22 protein-coding genes and 1 tRNA gene are annotated in these 18,463 nt (G+C 61.8%); 8 read left to right on the forward strand and 15 right to left on the reverse strand.

Annotation, left to right across the window (positions count from 1 at the left end; translation table 11 throughout):
• Positions 1–91: 91 nt before the first annotated feature.
• The 6 genes from H7225_RS13335 to petA form a co-directional block, all read right to left on the reverse strand.
• Positions 92–167, reverse strand: a tRNA-Thr gene (locus H7225_RS13335).
• A 52-nt stretch (positions 168–219) separates the two neighbouring features.
• Positions 220–852 carry a ClpXP protease specificity-enhancing factor gene (locus tag H7225_RS13340; RefSeq protein ID WP_290662587.1) on the reverse strand — a complete coding sequence of 211 codons (633 nt, stop codon included), beginning with the start codon at positions 850–852 and terminating at the stop codon, positions 220–222.
• Positions 853–874: 22 nt separating this feature from the next.
• The gene (locus H7225_RS13345; protein ID WP_290662589.1) at positions 875–1,486 is read right to left on the reverse strand and encodes a glutathione S-transferase N-terminal domain-containing protein; all 612 of its coding nucleotides are present in this window, start codon (positions 1,484–1,486) and stop codon (positions 875–877) included.
• 108 nt (positions 1,487–1,594) lie between these two features.
• On the reverse strand, positions 1,595–2,359 hold the full coding sequence (locus tag H7225_RS13350) for a cytochrome c1 (RefSeq protein ID WP_290662591.1): 765 nt from the start codon (positions 2,357–2,359) through the stop codon (positions 1,595–1,597).
• A gap of 22 nt (positions 2,360–2,381) precedes the next feature.
• The gene (locus H7225_RS13355; protein ID WP_290662593.1) at positions 2,382–3,782 is read right to left on the reverse strand and encodes a cytochrome bc complex cytochrome b subunit; all 1,401 of its coding nucleotides are present in this window, start codon (positions 3,780–3,782) and stop codon (positions 2,382–2,384) included.
• Between the two features lie 14 nt (positions 3,783–3,796).
• Positions 3,797–4,396 carry a ubiquinol-cytochrome c reductase iron-sulfur subunit gene (gene petA, locus H7225_RS13360; protein ID WP_290662595.1) on the reverse strand — a complete coding sequence of 200 codons (600 nt, stop codon included), beginning with the start codon at positions 4,394–4,396 and terminating at the stop codon, positions 3,797–3,799.
• 137 nt (positions 4,397–4,533) lie between these two features.
• Here petA and mscL point away from each other — a divergent pair, with 137 nt between their 5' ends.
• Together mscL and H7225_RS13370 are read left to right on the forward strand one after the other, a co-directional pair.
• Positions 4,534–4,953 carry a large conductance mechanosensitive channel protein MscL gene (gene mscL / locus H7225_RS13365; protein ID WP_290662597.1) on the forward strand — a complete coding sequence of 140 codons (420 nt, stop codon included), beginning with the start codon at positions 4,534–4,536 and terminating at the stop codon, positions 4,951–4,953.
• A gap of 109 nt (positions 4,954–5,062) precedes the next feature.
• The gene (locus H7225_RS13370; protein ID WP_290662599.1) at positions 5,063–7,579 is read left to right on the forward strand and encodes a DUF1631 family protein; all 2,517 of its coding nucleotides are present in this window, start codon (positions 5,063–5,065) and stop codon (positions 7,577–7,579) included.
• A 9-nt stretch (positions 7,580–7,588) separates the two neighbouring features.
• On the opposite strand, the gene pdxA is transcribed toward H7225_RS13370, so the two are convergent.
• The gene (gene pdxA / locus H7225_RS13375) at positions 7,589–8,653 is read right to left on the reverse strand and encodes a 4-hydroxythreonine-4-phosphate dehydrogenase PdxA (protein ID WP_290662601.1); all 1,065 of its coding nucleotides are present in this window, start codon (positions 8,651–8,653) and stop codon (positions 7,589–7,591) included.
• A 52-nt stretch (positions 8,654–8,705) separates the two neighbouring features.
• On the opposite strand from pdxA, the gene hisI reads away from it, so the two are divergent.
• From hisI to tatC, 5 genes are all read left to right on the forward strand, one after another.
• Positions 8,706–9,095 carry a phosphoribosyl-AMP cyclohydrolase gene (gene hisI / locus H7225_RS13380; RefSeq protein ID WP_290662603.1) on the forward strand — a complete coding sequence of 130 codons (390 nt, stop codon included), beginning with the start codon at positions 8,706–8,708 and terminating at the stop codon, positions 9,093–9,095.
• Between the two features lie 22 nt (positions 9,096–9,117).
• Positions 9,118–9,510 (forward strand): phosphoribosyl-ATP diphosphatase, encoded by a 393-nt coding sequence (locus tag H7225_RS13385; protein ID WP_290662605.1) that lies wholly within the window; start codon positions 9,118–9,120, stop codon positions 9,508–9,510.
• A 72-nt stretch (positions 9,511–9,582) separates the two neighbouring features.
• Complete coding sequence (tatA, locus tag H7225_RS13390; protein ID WP_290662607.1) at positions 9,583–9,831, forward strand: Sec-independent protein translocase subunit TatA; 249 nt, start codon at positions 9,583–9,585, stop codon at positions 9,829–9,831.
• Positions 9,832–9,860: 29 nt separating this feature from the next.
• Positions 9,861–10,352, forward strand: a complete 492-nt coding sequence (gene tatB / locus H7225_RS13395) for a Sec-independent protein translocase protein TatB (RefSeq protein WP_290662609.1) — start codon at positions 9,861–9,863, stop codon at positions 10,350–10,352.
• Between the two features lie 12 nt (positions 10,353–10,364).
• On the forward strand, positions 10,365–11,165 hold the full coding sequence (tatC, locus tag H7225_RS13400; protein WP_290662611.1) for a twin-arginine translocase subunit TatC: 801 nt from the start codon (positions 10,365–10,367) through the stop codon (positions 11,163–11,165).
• Here tatC and H7225_RS13405 read toward each other — a convergent pair.
• A complete protein-coding gene (locus H7225_RS13405; protein ID WP_290662613.1) occupies positions 11,153–12,349 on the reverse strand; it encodes a trypsin-like peptidase domain-containing protein in 1,197 nt (398 codons plus the stop codon). The genes tatC and H7225_RS13405 overlap by 13 nt on opposite strands.
• 29 nt (positions 12,350–12,378) lie before the next feature.
• Here H7225_RS13405 and H7225_RS13410 point away from each other — a divergent pair, with 29 nt between their 5' ends.
• Positions 12,379–13,128, forward strand: a complete 750-nt coding sequence (locus H7225_RS13410) for a Nif3-like dinuclear metal center hexameric protein (protein ID WP_290662615.1) — start codon at positions 12,379–12,381, stop codon at positions 13,126–13,128.
• A 23-nt stretch (positions 13,129–13,151) separates the two neighbouring features.
• Here the strand turns inward: H7225_RS13410 and H7225_RS13415 are convergent, their stop codons facing one another.
• The 7 genes from H7225_RS13415 to H7225_RS13445 all read right to left on the reverse strand — a co-directional run.
• Positions 13,152–13,736: a hypothetical protein gene (locus tag H7225_RS13415; RefSeq protein WP_290662617.1), complete on the reverse strand. Its 585-nt coding sequence runs from the start codon at positions 13,734–13,736 to the stop codon at positions 13,152–13,154.
• A gap of 141 nt (positions 13,737–13,877) precedes the next feature.
• Positions 13,878–14,657, reverse strand: a complete 780-nt coding sequence (hisF, locus tag H7225_RS13420) for an imidazole glycerol phosphate synthase subunit HisF (RefSeq protein ID WP_290662619.1) — start codon at positions 14,655–14,657, stop codon at positions 13,878–13,880.
• Positions 14,658–14,670: 13 nt separating this feature from the next.
• Positions 14,671–15,417: a 1-(5-phosphoribosyl)-5-[(5-phosphoribosylamino)methylideneamino]imidazole-4-carboxamide isomerase gene (gene hisA / locus H7225_RS13425; RefSeq protein ID WP_290662621.1), complete on the reverse strand. Its 747-nt coding sequence runs from the start codon at positions 15,415–15,417 to the stop codon at positions 14,671–14,673.
• Between the two features lie 53 nt (positions 15,418–15,470).
• Complete coding sequence (hisH, locus tag H7225_RS13430; RefSeq protein WP_290662623.1) at positions 15,471–16,157, reverse strand: imidazole glycerol phosphate synthase subunit HisH; 687 nt, start codon at positions 16,155–16,157, stop codon at positions 15,471–15,473.
• Between the two features lie 12 nt (positions 16,158–16,169).
• Positions 16,170–16,805, reverse strand: a complete 636-nt coding sequence (hisB, locus tag H7225_RS13435; protein WP_290662625.1) for an imidazoleglycerol-phosphate dehydratase HisB — start codon at positions 16,803–16,805, stop codon at positions 16,170–16,172.
• A complete protein-coding gene (gene hisC, locus H7225_RS13440) occupies positions 16,802–17,914 on the reverse strand; it encodes a histidinol-phosphate transaminase (RefSeq protein WP_290662627.1) in 1,113 nt (370 codons plus the stop codon). The genes hisB and hisC overlap by 4 nt, the downstream gene beginning before the upstream one ends.
• The coding region (locus H7225_RS13445; protein WP_290662629.1) for a histidinol dehydrogenase at positions 17,911–18,463 on the reverse strand (553 nt) is incomplete at its 5' end. The genes H7225_RS13445 and hisC, both read right to left, overlap by 4 nt.

The raw sequence follows: 18,463 nt of genomic DNA on the forward strand, positions 1-18,463 counted from the left end.
CCTCTGCTGCTTGGTCAAAGGCATGGCGCCATCACACTCGACCATGAGAAAAGCCTGTGCTGTCATGGCTAACAACACAGGCTTTCAGTTTTGGTGCCGCTTGTCGGATTCGAACTGACGACCTACCGCTTACAAGGCGGTTGCTCTACCAACTGAGCTAAAGCGGCGAATCACTGGTAAGCGCAGCATTGTACTGCGCTCCAGACTCCAATTTCAATTTCACTTCACACGGCGCAAAGCGGGACGACCTGCGCCCGAAGGTGGGGGCGAATCCGGAGGCGGTTCATCGCCTTCAGAGCTGACGATGCTGACGGATGACAAGGCCTTGGTGGGGCTTTTGTCTTCCTCCTTGGCGGATGCCTTGCTGTTGGCACGCTCTTTTTCTTTCACTGGCGCAGCACGCGGGGTTCTGGCCAAACGCAAAGGCGACGCCGAACGGTCCGTGCCATCGACAGGTGAATCAACACCAGCCGAATCATCGATGGACTGCTCGTCATCCGCCCAACCCGATGCCGTTGGAACAGGGAAGGCCATGCCTTGACCGTTCTCACGTGCATAGATCGCGATCACATGGTCCACAGGCACCGAAATCTCACGGGCGATGCCACCGAAACGCGCCTTGAACTCTACGAACTCATTGCCCAGCTGGAGCTGGGTGGTCGCCTCGAAACTGACGTTGAGGACGATTTCGTTGTTCTTGACGTATTCCTGCGGCACCTGCACCGAACGATCCACATACACGGCCAAGTACGGCGTGAAACCATTGTCGGTGCACCAGTCGTGCAAGGCCCGAATGAGGTAAGGCCTGGTAGACGTGCCCTGGCTGTCTGAATCGATCGGCGTCGTGGTCATAGGATCCGGTGGCCAGTGATGATCACTTGCGCATGACTTTCTCGGACGGGGTGAGCGCCTCGATGTAAGCCGGTCGCGAGAAGATGCGTTCGGCGTACTTTAACAAGGGCAATGCGTTTTTCGACAACTCGATGCCGTAGTAATCCAGGCGCCACAGCAAGGGTGCAATGGCCACGTCGAGCATCGAGAAATCATCGCCCAGCATGTACTTGTTCTTCAGGAAGATGGGCGCCAGCTGGGTCAGGCGATCGCGGATTTGCGAACGGGCCTTCTCCAGTTGCTTGTCGTTACCCTTGATGCCACGGCCTTCCAGCACATTGACGTGGGAGAACAACTCCTTCTCGAAGTTGAGCAGGAACAAGCGAACGCGAGCACGCGCCACCGGATCACCCGGCATCAATTGAGGATGCGGAAAACGCTCATCAATGTACTCATTGATGATGTGCGATTCGTACAAGATCAAGTCGCGCTCAACGAGGATGGGCACCTCGTTGTAGGGGTTCATCAGCGCGATGTCTTCCGGTTTGGCGAAAATATCAACATCCCGGATCTCGAAATCCATGCCCTTCTCGAACAGCACAAAGCGGCAGCGGTGCGAGTAGGGGCAGGTCGTTCCGGAGTAAAGCACCATCATGGCGGAGGACTCCTCAGTGACAAAAAAAGGGGGTGCAAGCACCGAAAAAATGAGCAAGCGCAGTGGTCACCGATCAGGACAAGCACTGCGCCCAAGGCCGTTACAGCTTTACTTCACGTCTTTCCAGAAAGACGCGTTCAGGCGCCAGGCAATGATGAAAAAGATGCTCAGGAAAATCAACACGCCCACACCGATGCGAACACGCTGACCCTGGATGGGCTCGCCCATCCATTGCAGGTAGGCCACCAGGTCGGCCATTTGGCTGTCAAATTCCTGGGGCTTGAGCTTGCCATCGGTCAACTGCTCGAAGCCTTCGAACTTGTGGATTTTCTTGGCAGGATCGTGCGGATCTTGCTCTTCCACGAACTTGGCTGCACGCTGGCCCTGCAATTCCCACAAGACGTGAGGCATGCCCACGTTGGGGAACACAATGTTGTTCCAGCCGGTGGGGCGGGCATCGTCACGGTAGAAGCTGCGCAGGTAGGTGTAGAGGTAGTCGGCCCCCGAACCGGCATGGCTGGCGCGCGAGCGGGCCACCAGGGTCAGGTCGGGCGGCGTAGCGCCAAACCAGGCCTTCGCGTCCTTGGCATCCATGGACACCTTCATGGTTTCGCCGACCTTGTCGGTGGCGAACAGCAGGTTGTCCTTGATCTGCTTTTCAGTCAGGCCAATGTCGCGCAGGCGGTTGTAGCGCATGAACGCGGCGGCGTGGCAGTTCAAGCAATAGTTAACGAACAGCCGGGCACCATTTTGCAAGGCTGCCAGGTCGGTCACGCGTTCTTCAGGAAACCGGTCCAGCACCAACTCGGTGTTGGCACGAGCGCCGCCCAGCAGAGCGAACACGGCCAGCAAGGATGCAAGAATTTTCTTCATATTGTGTCTCTCCTGCAGGCGGTCAGTGGGACTCAAAGGTCACGCGGTCAGGCACCTGCTTGAAGGTACCCAGCTGACTCCACCACGGCATCAGCAGGAAGAAGCCGAAGTAGAAAATGGTGCCGATCTGGGCCACGAGCGTGCCAATCTCTGATGGCGGCTGGATGCCCAGGTAGCCCAGCACCACAAAGAACAGCACGAAAACGGCGTACAGGCATTTGACGAAGTCGGGGCGATAGCGGATGGACTTGACCGGGCTGTGGTCCAGCCAAGGCAGGAACACCAGGATCACCACTGCACCACCCATCACGACCACGCCCCAAAACTTGGCATCGAAGGTTTTGAGCAGGAAGATGCCGATGGCTGCAGCGACCACAGCCACCACCTTGGCCTGGATGCTGCCTTTGCCTTTGACGAGGTTCAACACAGCGGCCAAGCCAGCGATGACGCACAACACGTTGACAAGGTCGTTGGTGGTGGCCCGCAGCATGGAATAAAAGGGCGTGAAGTACCAGACTGGCGCGATGTGCGACGGCGTCTGGAACTGATCGGCCGGGATGAAGTTGTTGTATTCCAGGAAGTAGCCACCCGCTTCTGGCGCGAAGAAGATCACGGCCGTGAAGATCATCAGGAAGCCAGCGACCCCCATGATGTCGTGCACGGTGTAGTAAGGATGGAAAGGAATGCCATCCAGAGGGCGCCCCTTGGCATCCTTCTTGGCCTTGATTTCAACGCCGTCAGGGTTGTTGGAGCCCACTTCGTGAAGCGCGATCAAATGCGCCACCACCAGGCCCAGCAGCACCAGCGGCACTGCAATGACGTGCAGGGCGAAGAAGCGGTTGAGCGTAGCATCTCCGACCACGTAGTCACCCCGGATCAGGATGGCCAGGTCAGGGCCAATGAATGGGATCGCGGCGAACAAGTTGATGATCACCTGGGCGCCCCAGTAGGACATCTGGCCCCAAGGCAGCAGGTAGCCCATGAACGCTTCGGCCATCAGGCACAGGAAGATCAGGCAACCGAACACCCAGACCAACTCACGCGGTGTGCGGTAGGAACCGTAGATCAACCCGCGGTACATGTGCAGGTAAACCACCACGAAGAAGGCAGACGCACCAGTTGAGTGCATGTAGCGCACCAACCAGCCCCAGGGCACATCTCGCATGATGTACTCGACGGAGGCGAAGGCCGTGGCCGCGTCCGGCTTGTAGTTCATGACCAGGAAAATGCCGGTGACGATCTGGATCACCAGCACCAGCAAGGCCAGCGCGCCGAAAAAATACCAAAAATTGAAGTTCTTGGGGGCGTAGTACTCGGCAGCGTGCTCGTTCCACAGCTTGGTGGCTGGGAATCGGTTGTCCACCCAGTTCATCAGCTTGGCGCCAGCACTGGCACCAGCAGGCGCTTCTTTGAATTCAGCCATCTCAACCTCTCCTGTCAGGCTTTTTTGTCTTCACCAACGAGAATCTTGGTGTCTGACAGGTACATGTGTTGCGGCACTTCCAGGTTGTCTGGCGCGGGCTTGTTCTTGTAGACGCGGCCAGCCAGATCGAAGGTCGAACCGTGGCAAGGGCACAAGAAACCACCGGGCCAGTTGTCAGGCAAGGACGTTTGTGACCCCGACTGGAACTTGGAAATGGGCGAGCAACCGAGGTGCGTGCAAATGCCCACCGCGACGAACACGTCGTTCTTGATGGAACGGTGCACGTTGCGGGCGTACTCGGGGGTGAGTTCACTGGGCTTGCGTTCGGAATTGGGGTCGGCCAATTCGCCGGACAGTTTGTCGAGCGCAGCGACCTGCTCGGCCGTGCGCCGAACGATCCAGACCGGTTTGCCACGCCATTCTACCGTCTGCATGTCGCCAGGCTTGAGGCCGCTGATGTCGACTTCAACCGACGAACCCGCCGCGAGCGCACGCTCGGACGGCTGAAAGGTAAGGGCAAAGGGCACGGCAGCGGCCACGCCGCCTGCTCCACCTGCGACACAGGCGATGGTCACCCACGTCCGGCGGCTTTGATCCACTGGCTGATTGCTCATGGTTTGGATGGCTTGAGTTTTGGGGTCAGCCTTGCATTCTAGCGGACGCCGCAGCGCCAACGTTGACAACGCACGGTTTCCGCCAATACTCCTAGCCGGTTGAGCAACACATCCCTTTCAAGGGAAGGAGAAAGTCGATGGGTTTCGTCAGTGAATTCAAGGAGTTTGCCGTCAAGGGCAATGTGGTGGATCTGGCCGTGGGTGTCATCATCGGTGGCGCATTCGGCAAGATTGTTGATTCGGTCGTCAACGACTTGATCATGCCCCTGGTTGGCAAAGCGGTTGGCGGCCTGGATTTCTCCAACTACTACATCGCGCTGGCGGGTCAGACCCCAGGGTCGCCTCTGGCAGAGGCGAAAAAAGCCGGCGCCGTGTTCGCCTATGGCAATTTCCTGACAGTGGCGCTGAATTTCATGATTTTGGCTTTCATCATTTTCCTGATGATCAAGCAGATCAACCGCCTCAAGAAAGAATCCGAACCTGCGCCCGCAGCGCCGGCCGCCACGCCCGAAGACATCGTCTTGCTGCGCGAGATTCGTGACAGTTTGAAACAATAGCGAAAGAAGGGGCGGCAGCGGTCGATATCCAGAGATCAAAAGAAGTCCCTTTCTGGGACAGTGGTGGCGAGCAAAGCCGCCAATTGATTGAACTGACTGGATCCGCCCCGTGACCGACCCCCGTCTTGAACCCGTTTTGCAGGCATCGCTCAGCCGCATCCAGGTGGCGATGGCGGAGGCCGTTGACAAAGCTGGCGGTCAGATAGGGTTGCTGGCGACCACTTCCACCAGCAACGCACAACGTCAATTGCTGATGACCGCCGAATTTGATTTGCAACGCAAGACTTCGGCGCTCAACCAAGCGTTCATGGTCGAGTTGCGCAAACGCGTGAACAAAGATTCCAAACGCAAAGCTGTGGTCGGCGCGGCCTACGCGGAAACCGACTGGGACGCCCTCAGCCTGGTCGATAACGCCGAGGTGGAACGCAATGTCGTGGCCGAGCGACTGGCACAAAGTCTGGGCCAGGAGTGCGAGAGCGAGTTCAAGGCGGTCCATGACCACCTGAGCCCTTTGCTGGACGATTCGCTGGCCGAGCACAATCCATTGCGCCCGCAGACGGTGAGCGGGGCATTGCTAGAAGCCCTGACCGAGGTCAGCACCGATCCAGAAGTGACTACCCTGCTAGCCCAGCAGATTGGTCGGCACCTGGCCATCGGACTCAAGAACAGTTACGAGATGACTGTGAAGGAGCTTCGCTCGCAAGGCGTGCGACCCGTGGACCTGGTCAGTGCCAGCAAATTCCGAGCATCTATACAGGGAGGGCGAACCACCAGCCCCGGCAGCCTGTCAGGCGCGCCGCCCACCCAGCCTGGGGCGTTCAATGACACGGCCCCGCAAGGCCACAGCCAGCATGGCGGTCAGCACAACAGCGGCAGTACGCCACTGCAGGCGCACCAACGCGCCGCCATGGCACTGAGTGAGATGTTTGGCGTGTCCATGCCTGCCTCGGCGTTCAACACCCCACCGTGGGGTGCGCACAGCTGGATGGGCGGCCGGCCGACGGGGGGAGGTGGTGCCGTTCAAGCCGGAGGCGCTGCGGGTGAATTCAACGCCCTGATCCGCCGACTCAACAGCGTGCCCTACCTGCAAGGCTGGGGTGGCGTGGACGCGGGCTCGGTGGCCTCGGCCGCCGATTTCGCGGGGACTATCCCGGGCGTGCCGATCGACGGTGCCGCGCAAGGCGGCTTCGCGGGCCCCATGATGGCCGTGAACATGATCCGCGCCCACCGCGAGGAACTGGTTCGCGCCAGTGGTGGCGCGGCGCTGGACCAGATGGTCATCGACATCGTGGCGGCCTTGTTCGACCAAGTGTTGTCAGACCCCAAGGTGTCGCCGCAGATGGCCCGCCAGATTGCCCGGCTGCAATTGCCCGTGTTGCGCGTGGCATTGCACGACATGGGATTTTTCAGCTCGCGCAAACACCCGGTGCGGCGTTTGGTGAACCGCATCGCCAGTCTGTCCGCCGCATTTGACGACCACGAGCAAGGCGTGGGGCAAGCCTACTTGGCCAAAATCACCTCGCTGGTAGACGATGTCGTCGAAGGTGACTTCGACAGCATGCCGCTGTACGAGGCCAAGCTGACGGAGCTGGAAGCCTTCATCGATGAGCAAAACCGCCAGGAAAGCTTTGAGAACGCTGCCGTGGCCGCCCTGCTCAGCGGCAAGGAAGCCGACCTGCGCGTGCAGCAGCGCTACATGCAGGTGCTCAAAAAAGAACTGGCCGACGTGGAGATGCCAGCGTTCGTCCGCGACTTCCTGACCCAGATTTGGAGCCAGGTGCAGGTGATGGCCAGCGCCCGAGATGGCGTGCACTCGGTGATGGCGCAACGGGTCAAGAAGGCCGGGCACAACCTGGCCTTGAGCGTGCAGCCCAAAGGCAGTCCGCAGTTGCGCAAAGAGTTTCTGATGAAGCTGCCGCAGCTGATGAAGGACCTGAATGAAGGCCTGGCCCTGATCCAATGGTCTGAAGAAGCCAAGCAGGATTTCTTCTCGAAATTGCTGCCCTCGCACGCGGAGTCGCTCAAGGCCCAACCGCAACACGACCTGACGGTGCGCATGCTCGAAGCGCAGCTGAGCAAGGTCGAAAAAATCAACATCCCCAGCCGGGAAGAAGCCGCCAACGACCCGCTGCCCGCGTCGCTGGACAACATCGCCGAGATCCCCACGCTGACGGTGGTGACCGCGCTGAGCGCGGACGAGATCAAGCAAGCCGGCTTCATGCCCGAGGCCTCGCTGGCCAACGAGCCGCTGGACATTGACCTGGACGCCACGGGCCCCAGCGACCCCAGCCTGCTGGACATCGACATCAACCTGGACGCGCCGCCGGTGCCCTCCGCTGGCGCCCAACTCGTCCACCACATCAACAAAGGCACGGCCTACCAGATGCAGATGCAGGGTGAATGGAAGCGCGTGCGCCTGACCTGGATCAGCGAAGGGCGCAGCTTCTTCATCTTTACGCAGGGCCACCAGCACAAGCAGACCATTTCGCTGACCTCGCGGACGCTGGCCAAGATGTGCGACTCGGGCCGCTTCAAGGCGTTCGAGCAATCAGAGTTGATCGAGCGGGCCACGATGCGCGCGCGCCGTCAGCTGGCGGCACTGGCTGGCAACAAATCGGCCGCCTAGGCTGGTTGGCTAAGCGGCCCCCTGCCCGCTCACCAGTTGGCGTGCCATGCGCCAGGCCTGCAGCAGGCTGGAAGGATTGGCGCGCCCGGTGCCCGCCAGGTCAAACGCGGTGCCATGGTCCGGGCTGGTTCGCACGAAGGGCAAGCCCAATGTGACGTTCACGCCATGGTCCAGCCCCATGTACTTGACGGGGATCAGGCCCTGGTCGTGGTACATCGCGATCACCACGTCGAACTCGCCTGGGTGATCCGCCGCGTGGCGGGCACGCATGAACACGGTGTCGGGCGCGAGCGGCCCGGTCACGTCAATGCCCAAAGCCCGCGCCGCCTGGATCGCCGGTCCAATGAGGTGGATCTCTTCGTCGCCAAACAAGCCGCCCTCCCCCGCATGCGGGTTCAAGCCGGCCACGGCGATGCGAGGGCGCTCCACACCCCACAGCCTGGCGCTGTCATGGGTGATGCGAATGGTGTCCAGCACGGACTCGAAGGTGACCGCATCGATCGCTTGGCGCAAGGCCATGTGGATGGTGACCAGCACCGTCTTGAGTTGGCCGTTGGCCAGCATCATGCGCACGGGTGCGGGCGGCTGGCCTGGTGGGGCGCCCTCGGCCTGCAGGAGTTCGGTGTGCCCTGGATAGGGCTCGCCCGCCAAGGCCAAGGCTTCTTTGTGCAAGGGGGCGGTGACGATGCCGGCCACCACACCGGTCTGCGCCAGACGCACGGCCGCGCGGATGCAGGCGGCGGCGGCACGGCCGGCACGCACGTCCACCTGGCCCACGGGGGCGTCGATCAGGTCTTCGGGCAAACCGGGCGGCGCCCAGACGGGCATCGCGCCTGCCGGCACATCGGCCCAGTTTTTTGGATCATGAATTTCGACCACCACCGGCGGATGCTCCCCCCTGGCTTGGGCTACCCAAGCCGCCGCGCGGTGCATGACCTGTGGAGAACCCAACACCAACGCATCAGGCATGGCCGAATCCAGCCAGAGGCAGGAGATGATCTCAGGGCCGATGCCGCAAGCGTCGCCCATGGTCAGGGCCAGAACGGGCGGGGTTGGGGTGTGAAAAGCAGGCATGGCGACATTGTCCCAGCAACGCCCTGGCATTGCGATTGCTACACTAGCATCCATGAATTGGTTGGATGACATTCGCTGGGATGATCAGGGCCTGGTGCCCGTGATCGCGCAAGAAGCCAGCACAGGTGATGTGCTGATGTTTGCATGGATGAACCGTGATGCCTTGGCACGCACCGCCGACATCGGCGAGGCCGTGTACTGGAGCCGCTCGCGTCAGCGTTTGTGGCACAAGGGCGAGGAATCCGGGCACACGCAAAAAGTGCAATCCATCCGCCTGGATTGTGACAACGATGTGGTGCTTTTGAGCGTTGAGCAATTGGGGCACACGCCCGGCATCGCCTGCCACACCGGGCGCCACAGCTGCTTTTTCCAGAAATACGAACAAGGCCAATGGGTGAGCGTGGACCCGGTCCTCAAAAACCCCGAGCACATTTACAAGTGACCGCCCTCTTCCCTGATGCCCCATGAGTGAACCTGTGCCCACCACCACCGACGTCCTGCTGCGGCTGGCCGCCGTCATCGAATCCCGCAAAGGCGGTGATCAGGACAAGAGCTATGTGGCGCGTCTGTTCCACAAAGGCACAGACGCCATCTTGAAAAAAGTGGGCGAAGAGGCCACTGAAACGGTCATGGCGGCCAAGGACGCGGCCTTTCATCCCAGCCCCGAACACAGCAAGGCCTTGGTGGGCGAATTCGCCGATCTGTGGTTTCATACCATGGTGGCGATGGCGCATTTCGAGCTCAGCCCGGCCGACGTGGTGGCCGAACTGGCCCGCCGCGAAGGCTTGTCCGGGCTGGAAGAATTTGCTCTGCGCAAGGCGCCAACGCGCCAAGCCACCGAAGGCGACAACATGTAGTCTTCAATCACAGGCAAGATGGCCTGGATTGTTTTTTTGTTTTTGGTCGAAAGACCGGTTTAGGAGAGCGACATGGGTTCATTCAGCATTTGGCACTGGTTGATCGTGCTGGTGATCGTGATGATGGTTTTTGGCACCAAGAAGCTCAAGAACATTGGCGGCGACCTGGGTTCGGCCGTCAAGGGCTTCAAGGACGGCATGAAGGATGGCGGCACGACCGACGCATCCGACGCCCCCGGCGCGCCTGCTTCGCAGCAGGTCACCAACCACGCCAAGACCGACGCCAACACCGTCGATGTCGAAGCCAAGACCAAGTCGTGATGCTGTCGTCCGCTCGGGACTGTTGAGCCATGATCGACTTTGGCATTGACAAACTCGCCCTGATTGGCGCTGTGGCCCTGATTGTGATCGGGCCAGAAAAACTGCCGCGCGTGGCCCGCACGGTGGGCTTGCTCTTGGGCAAAGCCCAGCGCTATGTGTCGCAGGTGCAGACCGAGGTCAACCGCTCGATCGAAATTGAAGAACTCAAGAAGGTGAAAAGTGGGTTCGAAGACGCGGCGCGCAATGTAGAGCAATCGGTCTCGGGTGGCATCAACCACGCCGAGGGCGAGATCAACTCCGCCCTGGGCAGCGGCCAGTCGGACAGCTACTACAACGATCTGCACCAGACGTCTTACAACAGTTTTGTACCCAAGCCTGTCCGCAAAAACTGGCGCCTCAAACGCGCGGCCATGCCGACTTGGTACAAACAACAAAGTGGCGTGCGCCGCCATGTGCAATCGGGTGCCGCGCGCGTGGCGCGATTCCGCCCACCTGCCGCAGCACGCTCCAGCCAACCTTGATGTGATCCCTTTGTGAGCGACAACGACCCCAAGCAGCCCAACCTGGAGGGAGCCGAGCAGCCCTTCGTTGCCCACCTGATTGAATTGCGCGACCGATTGATCCGCGCCGCGCTGGCCATCGGCCTGGCCTTTGCCATCCTGGCGATCTACCCCGGACCGGCCAACCTGTACGACTTGCTGGCCGCGCCGCTGGTGGCCCACCTGCCCAAGGGCGCCACCTTGATCGCTACCAGCGTGATCTCGCCCTTCATGGTGCCCATCAAGATCACCATGATGGCGGCCTTTTTGCTGGCCCTGCCGGTGGTGCTGTACCAGGTTTGGTCCTTCGTGGCCCCTGGGCTGTACACGCACGAAAAAAAACTGGTGATGCCGCTGATCGTGTCCAGCACTTTGCTGTTCTTCATGGGCGTGGCATTTTGCTATTTCTTCGTGTTCGGGCAGGTGTTTGCATTCATTCAGAGCTTTGCGCCCAAGAGCATCACGGCCGCGCCAGACATTGAGGCCTACCTGAGCTTTGTGCTCAACATGTTCCTGGCCTTTGGGGCGGCCTTCGAGGTGCCCGTGGTACTGGTCATCCTGGCGCACATGGGCATCGTGACCGTGCAAAAGCTCAAGGACTTCCGCCGCTATTTCATCGTGTTGGCCTTCGTGATCGCGGCCGTGGTCACGCCACCGGATGTGGTGTCCCAGCTGGCCTTGGCCATCCCGATGTGCATCCTCTACGAGGTCGGCATCTGGGCCGCGCAATGGTCGGGCAAGCCCAAGGATGAATCAGCCGCCGACGCGGCTTCTTCCGCCGATCACTCTTCCTGAGAAGGCGCCTGCTGGCGATTGACTTCGTTGCGCGAGGCCTTGGGTCGTTGCGCAGCGACCACGTCCAGCGCCATCACCTTGCCAGCCCGCTGAACCGTGATCCTGGCGGGCTCGCCTGGCTTGAGGCTGGCCACCGCGTTGAGCAACTGCGAGGTGTTGGCTACCGGGGTCTGTGCGATCTGAACGACCACGTCACCCGGGTGCACGCCGCCCTGCGCGGCCGGACCGTTCTGCAACACGCCCGTGATCAGCACTCCGTCCTTGAGCGGCAAATTGAAGGTCTCGGCAATTTCGGCGGTCAAATCACGAGGCTCCACGCCAATCCAGCCACGCGTGACCTGGCCGTCGCGGATCAGGCTTTCCAGCACATGCTGGGCCGTCGACACCGGGATGGCAAAGCCGATCCCCAGGCTGCCACCGGAGCGCGAATAGATGGCGCTGTTGATGCCCATCAGGCTGCCGCTGGCGTCCACCAAAGCGCCGCCCGAATTGCCGGGGTTGATGGCCGCATCGGTCTGGATGAAATTCTCGAAGGTGTTGATGCCAAGTTGATTGCGGCCCAGCGCGCTGACGATGCCCGCCGTGACGGTCTGCCCCACGCCAAAGGGGTTGCCAATGGCCAGTACAGCATCTCCCACCTGCAAGGTGTCGGAGTTGCCAAAGGTGATGGACGGCAGGCGGTCGAGCTCAATCTTGAGCACGGCCAGGTCGGTCTCGGGATCGCTGCCGATGACCTTGGCGCGCGCCTTGCGCCCATCGGTGAGCATGACCTCGATGTCGTCCATGCGCTCGACCACGTGATTGTTGGTCAGCACATAGCCGTTGGACGACACGATGACGCCCGAACCAATGCCCGATTGCGGCTGATTGCCCTGCTCGCCAAAGAAGTACCTGAACCAGGGGTCGTTTTGCTTGGTGCCACGGCGCGAAGCCTCCTTGCTGGATGTGAGCACACTGACCACGGCGGGCGCCGCGCGCTTGGCCGCATCGCTGAAGCTGAGCATGGGTGTGCCCGACAGACCACCCGTGGGCTTGTTGGCCAACGGTGCCGCGATGACGGTGGCCGGCTGGTTGGAACGCCAAGGCATAGACTGTATCCACTGCGGTTTGAGCGTGGTCACCACGAACAACGCCGCCACGAACACCGTGACGGCTTGCGAGAAAATCATCCAAAGTTTGCGCATTGAACCCACAGACTCCAAAAGGGCCCGCCGTGATTGACCGAGATACTTTGCACCACCACCTCAACACCGTGCTGGAGGCGGCCCGCTTCAAGGATTATGGGCCGAATGGTTTGCAAGTGGAGGGCCGGGTCCAAGTCAGCAAAATCGTCAGCGGGGTCACGGCCAGCAAGGCCCTGATTGAAGCGGCCATCGAAGCCCAGGCCGATGCCATCCTGGTTCACCACGGCCTGTTCTGGCGGGGGCACGACGGACGCGTGACGGGCTGGATGAAGCAGCGCCTGGCATTGTTGCTGGGGCACAACATCAATTTGCTGGCTTACCATTTGCCTTTGGACGCCCATCCCACCTGGGGCAATAACGCCCAGTGGGGCGAGCGCCTTGGGCTGGCCGCTGATGGGCGCTTTGGGGATCAGGACCTGGGCTTCATCGGTCCTGCGCCTGCCGGCCTGACGTTGGAAGGCTTGACCCACCTAGTGGCCTCAAAACTGGTCAAAACGCCGACCGTCCTGCCAGGTGATGGCCGACCGCTGAAGCGCGTCGCGTGGTGCAGCGGCGGCGCTCAAGGCTTCTTTGAAGGGGCCATCGCGGCGGGTGCTGATGTGTTCCTGACCGGCGAAATCTCGGAGCCACAGGCCCACTGCGCGCGCGAGACGGGCGTGGCGTTCATGGCCTGTGGGCACCACGCCAGCGAGCGCTATGGAGTTCAGGCCCTGGGTGCCGCCGTGGCGCAGGAGTTTGGCCTGGCCCACGAGTTCATCGACATCGACAACCCGGCCTGACGAAGCCCCCTGCCCTGATGCCGTCAGCGCACCAGCACAGCTTCCAGTTCGGCAAAACTGCGCGAGTGCAGGTCGCTGCCGATGGCCTGGCCCAAGGCCTGCTCGAGGCGGGTGGCGGAGAACAAACCGCGCAAGGTGGTCTGCCCATCCTTGAGCTGAGTGACCAGCAGGTAGCGCAAACCATGCTCCTTCATGGTGGCCACGATGTCGCCCAGGCGGGCGGTGCGCACCTGGGACAGGTCCAGCACTTCCCAGTGATTGATGGGGATCATCATGTCGGCCACGGTCAGGTCTTTGTGGGCCACATGGTGGTTGGACGCGCGAAGCACCGGACGTTCACCTTGCAACAGATCGGCAGTGACAACCCCGGCCAGCAGGCCATCGGCACCCGACACGAATACCATGCGCACACCCGCGCGCATCATCACGTGCAAGGTACTTTCAAGGCTGTCGCGGTGGCTGGCTACCACGCAGGCGCTGTGGGTCAGGTCGGTGAGCAGGGCCAGCGCAGGATCTTCAAGGTGGGCTTGCCGGTGGGTTTGCGGCAAGCCGGGCGCCGTGTTCAAGGAGGACAACTCAAGGGGCTTGAATCTCGGGGCTAAAGCCATGTTCGCTCCAGGAAGTGACGATGGAATCAAGCGTACGCCTTTCGCCCTGCTCCCCCTGTACCTATTTCATGGCCATGTCTCGACTGGTGACACCCTCTGGCCAGGATCGGGCGCAAAGGTTCATAATTCTGGTCCCGACCGTCAAAGACGAACGGGGATGCCTCGCTGTTGCATGAGCGCCTTGGCCTGGCCCACGGTGTATTCACCATAGTGAAAGATGCTGGCGGCCAGCACCGCGTCGGCGCCACCTTGTTGCACACCATCGGCCAAGTGGTCGAGGTTGCCCACGCCGCCCGAGGCGATCACGGGCACGCTCACCGCGTCGCTGACCGCCCGGGTCAACTCCAGGTCGAAGCCCGACTTGGTGCCATCGCGATCCATGCTGGTCAGCAGGATCTCGCCGGCGCCGAACTCGGCCATCTGCGCGGCCCAGGCCACCGCGTCCAGGCCCAGGTTTTTGCGGCCACCATGGCTGTAGACGTCCCAGCCCGGACCGCGTGCGGCCAAGTCATCGCCCACGCGTTTCTTGGCGTCGATGGCCACCACGATGCACTGCGAACCATAGCGGTCAGATGCGGCGCGGATGATGGGCGGGTTGGCCAAGGCGGCGGAGTTGAAGCTGACCTTGTCGGCGCCAGCGTTGAGCAGGCGGCGAACATCTTCGACCGTGCGCACACCCCCACCCACCGTCAAGGGGATGAAGACTTGCGAAGCCACGGCTTCGATGATGTGCAGGATCAGGTCGCGGCCATCGCTGGTCGCGGTGATGTCCAGGAAGGTGAGTTCGTCGGCGCCTTGCTCGTTGTAGCGCGCGGCGATTTCGACCGGGTCACCGGCGTCGCGCAATTCAACGAAGTTGACGCCCTTGACGACACGACCACCAGTCACGTCCAGGCAGGGAATGATTCGTTTGGCCAGCACGTCTTGCCTTACCTTACCGAGCGCCGTTGAGTTCGTCGGCCCGGGTCTGGCCGGCGGCGAAGTCGAGGTCGCCGCTGTAGATGGCGCGGCCGCAGATCACGCCTTGCACGCCTTCGCCTTCGACGGCGCACAGGCGCTCGATGTCGGCCAGGTTGGACAGGCCGCCCGAGGCGATCACGGGGATGGTCAGGGCCTGGGCCAACTTGACGGTGGCCTCGATGTTGATGCCCGTGAGCATGCCGTCGCGGCCGATGTCGGTGTAGATCACGCCTTCAACGCCGTAGTCCTGGAACTTCTGAGCCAGGTCGATGACTTCGTGGCCGGACAGCTTGCTCCAGCCATCGGTGGCGACTTTGCCGTCCTTGGCGTCGAGGCCCACGATGATGTGGCCGCCAAAAGCGGTGCACGCATCGCGCAGTAAGCCGGGGTTCTTGACGGCGGCCGTGCCGATGATGACGTAGCTGATGCCGTCATCGAGGTAGCGCTCGATGGTGTCGAGGTCGCGGATGCCGCCGCCCAGTTGCACCGGGATTTCGTTGCCAACCTCTTTGAGGATGGCCTTGATGGCCGCCTCGTTGACGGGCTTGCCGGCAAAGGCCCCGTTCAAGTCCACCAGGTGCAAGCGCCGGGCACCGGCATCAAGCCAGCGCCGGGCCATCGCGGCCGGGTCTTCTCCGAAGGTGGTGGAATCGTTCATGTCGCCTTGTTTGAGGCGAACACATTTGCCGTCTTTCAGGTCAATCGCGGGGATCAGCAACATGGCTGTGACAGGTGGTGAAGAAAGTGGAAGCGGAGCCGTGAGGAGCCGCGGGTTCAGGGTTTCCAACGCAGAAAATTGCGGTACAGGGCGAGGCCGTGCTGCGCGCTTTTTTCTGGATGGAACTGGGTCGCAAAAATATTATCCCGGGCGACGGCGCTGGTAAAGCGCGCGCCGTAGTCCGTTTCACCCGCAGTATGTTGCGGATTGTCCACTTGGGCGTAGTAGCTGTGGACGAAATAGTAGTAGCTGCCGTCGGGGATGCCTTCCCAGACCGGGTGGGCTTGACCACCCCGGACATCGGCGTGCGTGCTTTGGAAGACACGGTTCCAGCCCATCTGGGGCACCTTGTAGCGGCTGCCGTCGGGTTGGCGCTGCTTGTCCAGCCGGAAACGCTTGACCTGGCCCGGGAAAAAACCCAGCCCGGGGGTATCTTGTTCTTCGCTGTGATCCAGCAGCATCTGCATGCCCACGCACACACCCATCAAGGGCTTGTTGTTGGCAGCGTGCAGAACGGCGCCCAGCAGATCGCCGCCATGGGCGTCGCGCAACTCCGCCATGCAGTCGCGCATGGCGCCCTGCCCTGGGAGGACCACCCGTTCGGCGGCGTGCACCACTGCGGGGTCATTGGTGACGACCACGTTCAGGTTCAGGCCTTGCGCGGCGTGTTCGACCGCTTGCGACACCGATCGCAGGTTGCCCATGCCGTAATCGATGACGGCCACAGTCGAGGTTTGGCTCATGGCGTCAGCAGATCAAAGAGAGCCTTTGGTGGACGGGATGACCCCAGCCATGCGGGGATCGCGCTCCAGCGCCATGCGCAAGGCCCGAGCGAAGGCCTTGAAGACCGTTTCGCACTGGTGGTGCGCATTGACGCCTTTGAGGTTGTCGATGTGCAGGGTCACGCCCGCGTGGTTGACAAAGCCCTGGAAGAATTCAAACGTGAGCTGGGTGTCGAAGCCACCGATGCTGCCGGCCGTGAAGGGCACGTGCATGGTCAGGCCGGGGCGCCCGGAGAAATCGATCACGACGCGCGACAGGGCTTCGTCCAGGGGCACGTAGGCGTGGCCGTAGCGGCGGATGCCTTTCTTGTCGCCCACGGCCTTGGCGAAGGCCTGGCCCACGGTGATGCCCACGTCTTCCACGGTGTGGTGGCCGTCGATGTGCAGGTCGCCTTCGGCATGGATGTCCAGGTCGATCAAGCCGTGGCGGGCGATCTGGTCAAGCATGTGGTCGAAAAAGCCAATGCCGGTGTGCAGCTTGGCTGCCCCCGTGCCGTCCAGGTTGACGCGCGCGGTGATCTGCGTCTCGGCCGTGTGGCGGGTGACTTCGGCCACGCGGGCCTCAAACGAGGCGTCGGCGGATTGCGGCGCCGTCTCAAAAGCATTCATGTTGGGATCGAGTTCAAAGTGGACTGCAATGCGGCAATCAAGGCGTCATTTTCAGAGGGCAGGCCCACGGTTAAGCGGACACAGTGTGCCAGCAAACCATGCATGCCCGCCACATTTTTGATCAGGATGCCACGTTCCTTGAGCCCCGTGAAGACAGCGGCGGCATCCGGCACGCGCACCAGGATCATGTTGGCTTGACTAGGGTAGGACTTCACGCCCGGCATGGTGGCCAAGGCGGCTTGAACGCGCTCACGCTCGGCCTTGATGACCTGGGCCTGACGGGTGAATTCGGCCTCGTGCTCCAGCGCGAAGAGCGCGGCTTCGGCGTTGAGGACGCTGACGTTGTAAGGCGGGCGGGCCTTGTCAAACTCGGCCACCAGGGCTTGCGGGCCGATAAGGTAACCCAGGCGAACACCGGCCAAGCCGAATTTGCTGAGGGTGCGCATCAGCAAAACGTGCGGGCTCTTTGGCAGGCGGCCCAGGTAGCTTTGGCTGGCAAAGGGTTGGTAGGCCTCGTCCATGACGACGAAGCCGCAGCCTTCTTGCGCCACGGCATCGACGATGGCCTGGATGGCGTCGTCATCCCACAGGTTGGCCGTGGGGTTGTTGGGGTAGGCGATGTAGGTGATGGCCGGGCGGTGCTGGCGCACGGCCGCGACCATGGCGGCGGTGTCCAACTCGAAATCAGCGGTGAGTGGCACGCCCACGAAGTTCAAGCCTTGCAGCTTGGCCGACATCTCGTACATCACAAAGCCCGGCAGCGGGGCCAGCACAGTCGCGCCGGGTTGGGCGCAGGCCAAGGACAACAGCGAGATCAGCTCGTCGGAACCGTTGCCCAGCACGATGCTGTAGCCATCCGGTACCTGGGCGTGGCGATGCAAGGCAGCGTGCAGGTCGTTGATGCGCGTGCCGGGGTAGCGGTTCAATGCCACGGCGCCCAGGCGTTGGCCCAGCTCGACTTGCAACTCAGCAGGCAGCGTGAAGGGGTTCTCCATCGCGTCGAGCTTGATGAAGCCGGCGGCATCTTGCACGTGGTAAGCGTGCATGGCCCGCACATCGGGGCGGATGACCTCGATGGCCTTGGTGGCCTTGGACAAGCTGTTGCTCATGATTTGGCGTGGGACTTGAGTCGGAATTCAGCCGCTCGCGCGTGGGCTTGCAGGCCTTCGCCGTGGGCCAGCACGGCGGCGATCTGGCCCAGGGTCTGGGCACCGGCTTCGCTGACCTCGATCAGGCTGCTGCGCTTTTGGAAGTCATAGACCCCCAGCGGCGACGAGAAACGCGCGGTGCCCGAGGTGGGCAGCACGTGGTTGGGGCCAGCGCAGTAGTCGCCCAGGCTTTCGCTGGTGTAAGCGCCCAGGAAGATGGCGCCGGCGTGCTTGAGCAGGGGCTCCCAGCGGTGCGGGTCGTTGCTCGAAACTTCCAAGTGTTCGGGCGCGATGCGGTAGCTGATGGCACAGGCCGCTTCCTTGTTGGGGGTCAGGATCAGGGCGCCCCGCCCTGCCAGCGACGCGCGGATGATGTCGGCGCGCTGCATGGTGGGCAGCAGGCGGTCGATCTCGGCCTGGACCTTGGCGATGTAGTCGGCGTCGGGGCACAGCAGGATGCTTTGGGCCAGCTCGTCGAGCTCGGCCTGGCTGAACAGGTCCATGGCGACC

The sequence above is a fragment of the Aquabacterium sp. genome (assembly GCF_014378415.1).
Classification (GTDB): Bacteria; Pseudomonadota; Gammaproteobacteria; order Burkholderiales; family Burkholderiaceae_C; genus Aquabacterium.

Excerpts from the sequence above, each read along its gene's own strand:
- H7225_RS13340 (WP_290662587.1), bottom strand. The coding sequence starts at position 852 with ATGACCACGACGCCGATCGATTCAGACAGCCAGGGCACGTCTACCAGG.
- petA (WP_290662595.1), bottom strand. The coding sequence starts at position 4,396 with ATGAGCAATCAGCCAGTGGATCAAAGCCGCCGGACGTGGGTGACCATC.
- hisB (WP_290662625.1), bottom strand. The coding sequence starts at position 16,805 with ATGAATGCTTTTGAGACGGCGCCGCAATCCGCCGACGCCTCGTTTGAG.
- H7225_RS13350 (WP_290662591.1), bottom strand. The coding sequence starts at position 2,359 with ATGAAGAAAATTCTTGCATCCTTGCTGGCCGTGTTCGCTCTGCTGGGC.
- pdxA (WP_290662601.1), bottom strand. The coding sequence starts at position 8,653 with ATGCCTGCTTTTCACACCCCAACCCCGCCCGTTCTGGCCCTGACCATG.
- H7225_RS13385 (WP_290662605.1), top strand. The coding sequence starts at position 9,118 with ATGAGTGAACCTGTGCCCACCACCACCGACGTCCTGCTGCGGCTGGCC.
- H7225_RS13415 (WP_290662617.1), bottom strand. The coding sequence starts at position 13,736 with ATGGCTTTAGCCCCGAGATTCAAGCCCCTTGAGTTGTCCTCCTTGAAC.
- hisI (WP_290662603.1), top strand. The coding sequence starts at position 8,706 with ATGAATTGGTTGGATGACATTCGCTGGGATGATCAGGGCCTGGTGCCC.
- H7225_RS13405 (WP_290662613.1), bottom strand. The coding sequence starts at position 12,349 with ATGCGCAAACTTTGGATGATTTTCTCGCAAGCCGTCACGGTGTTCGTG.
- hisA (WP_290662621.1), bottom strand. The coding sequence starts at position 15,417 with ATGTTGCTGATCCCCGCGATTGACCTGAAAGACGGCAAATGTGTTCGC.
- H7225_RS13345 (WP_290662589.1), bottom strand. The coding sequence starts at position 1,486 with ATGATGGTGCTTTACTCCGGAACGACCTGCCCCTACTCGCACCGCTGC.
- tatA (WP_290662607.1), top strand. The coding sequence starts at position 9,583 with ATGGGTTCATTCAGCATTTGGCACTGGTTGATCGTGCTGGTGATCGTG.
- tatB (WP_290662609.1), top strand. The coding sequence starts at position 9,861 with ATGATCGACTTTGGCATTGACAAACTCGCCCTGATTGGCGCTGTGGCC.
- hisC (WP_290662627.1), bottom strand. The coding sequence starts at position 17,914 with ATGAGCAACAGCTTGTCCAAGGCCACCAAGGCCATCGAGGTCATCCGC.
- mscL (WP_290662597.1), top strand. The coding sequence starts at position 4,534 with ATGGGTTTCGTCAGTGAATTCAAGGAGTTTGCCGTCAAGGGCAATGTG.
- H7225_RS13355 (WP_290662593.1), bottom strand. The coding sequence starts at position 3,782 with ATGGCTGAATTCAAAGAAGCGCCTGCTGGTGCCAGTGCTGGCGCCAAG.
- hisH (WP_290662623.1), bottom strand. The coding sequence starts at position 16,157 with ATGAGCCAAACCTCGACTGTGGCCGTCATCGATTACGGCATGGGCAAC.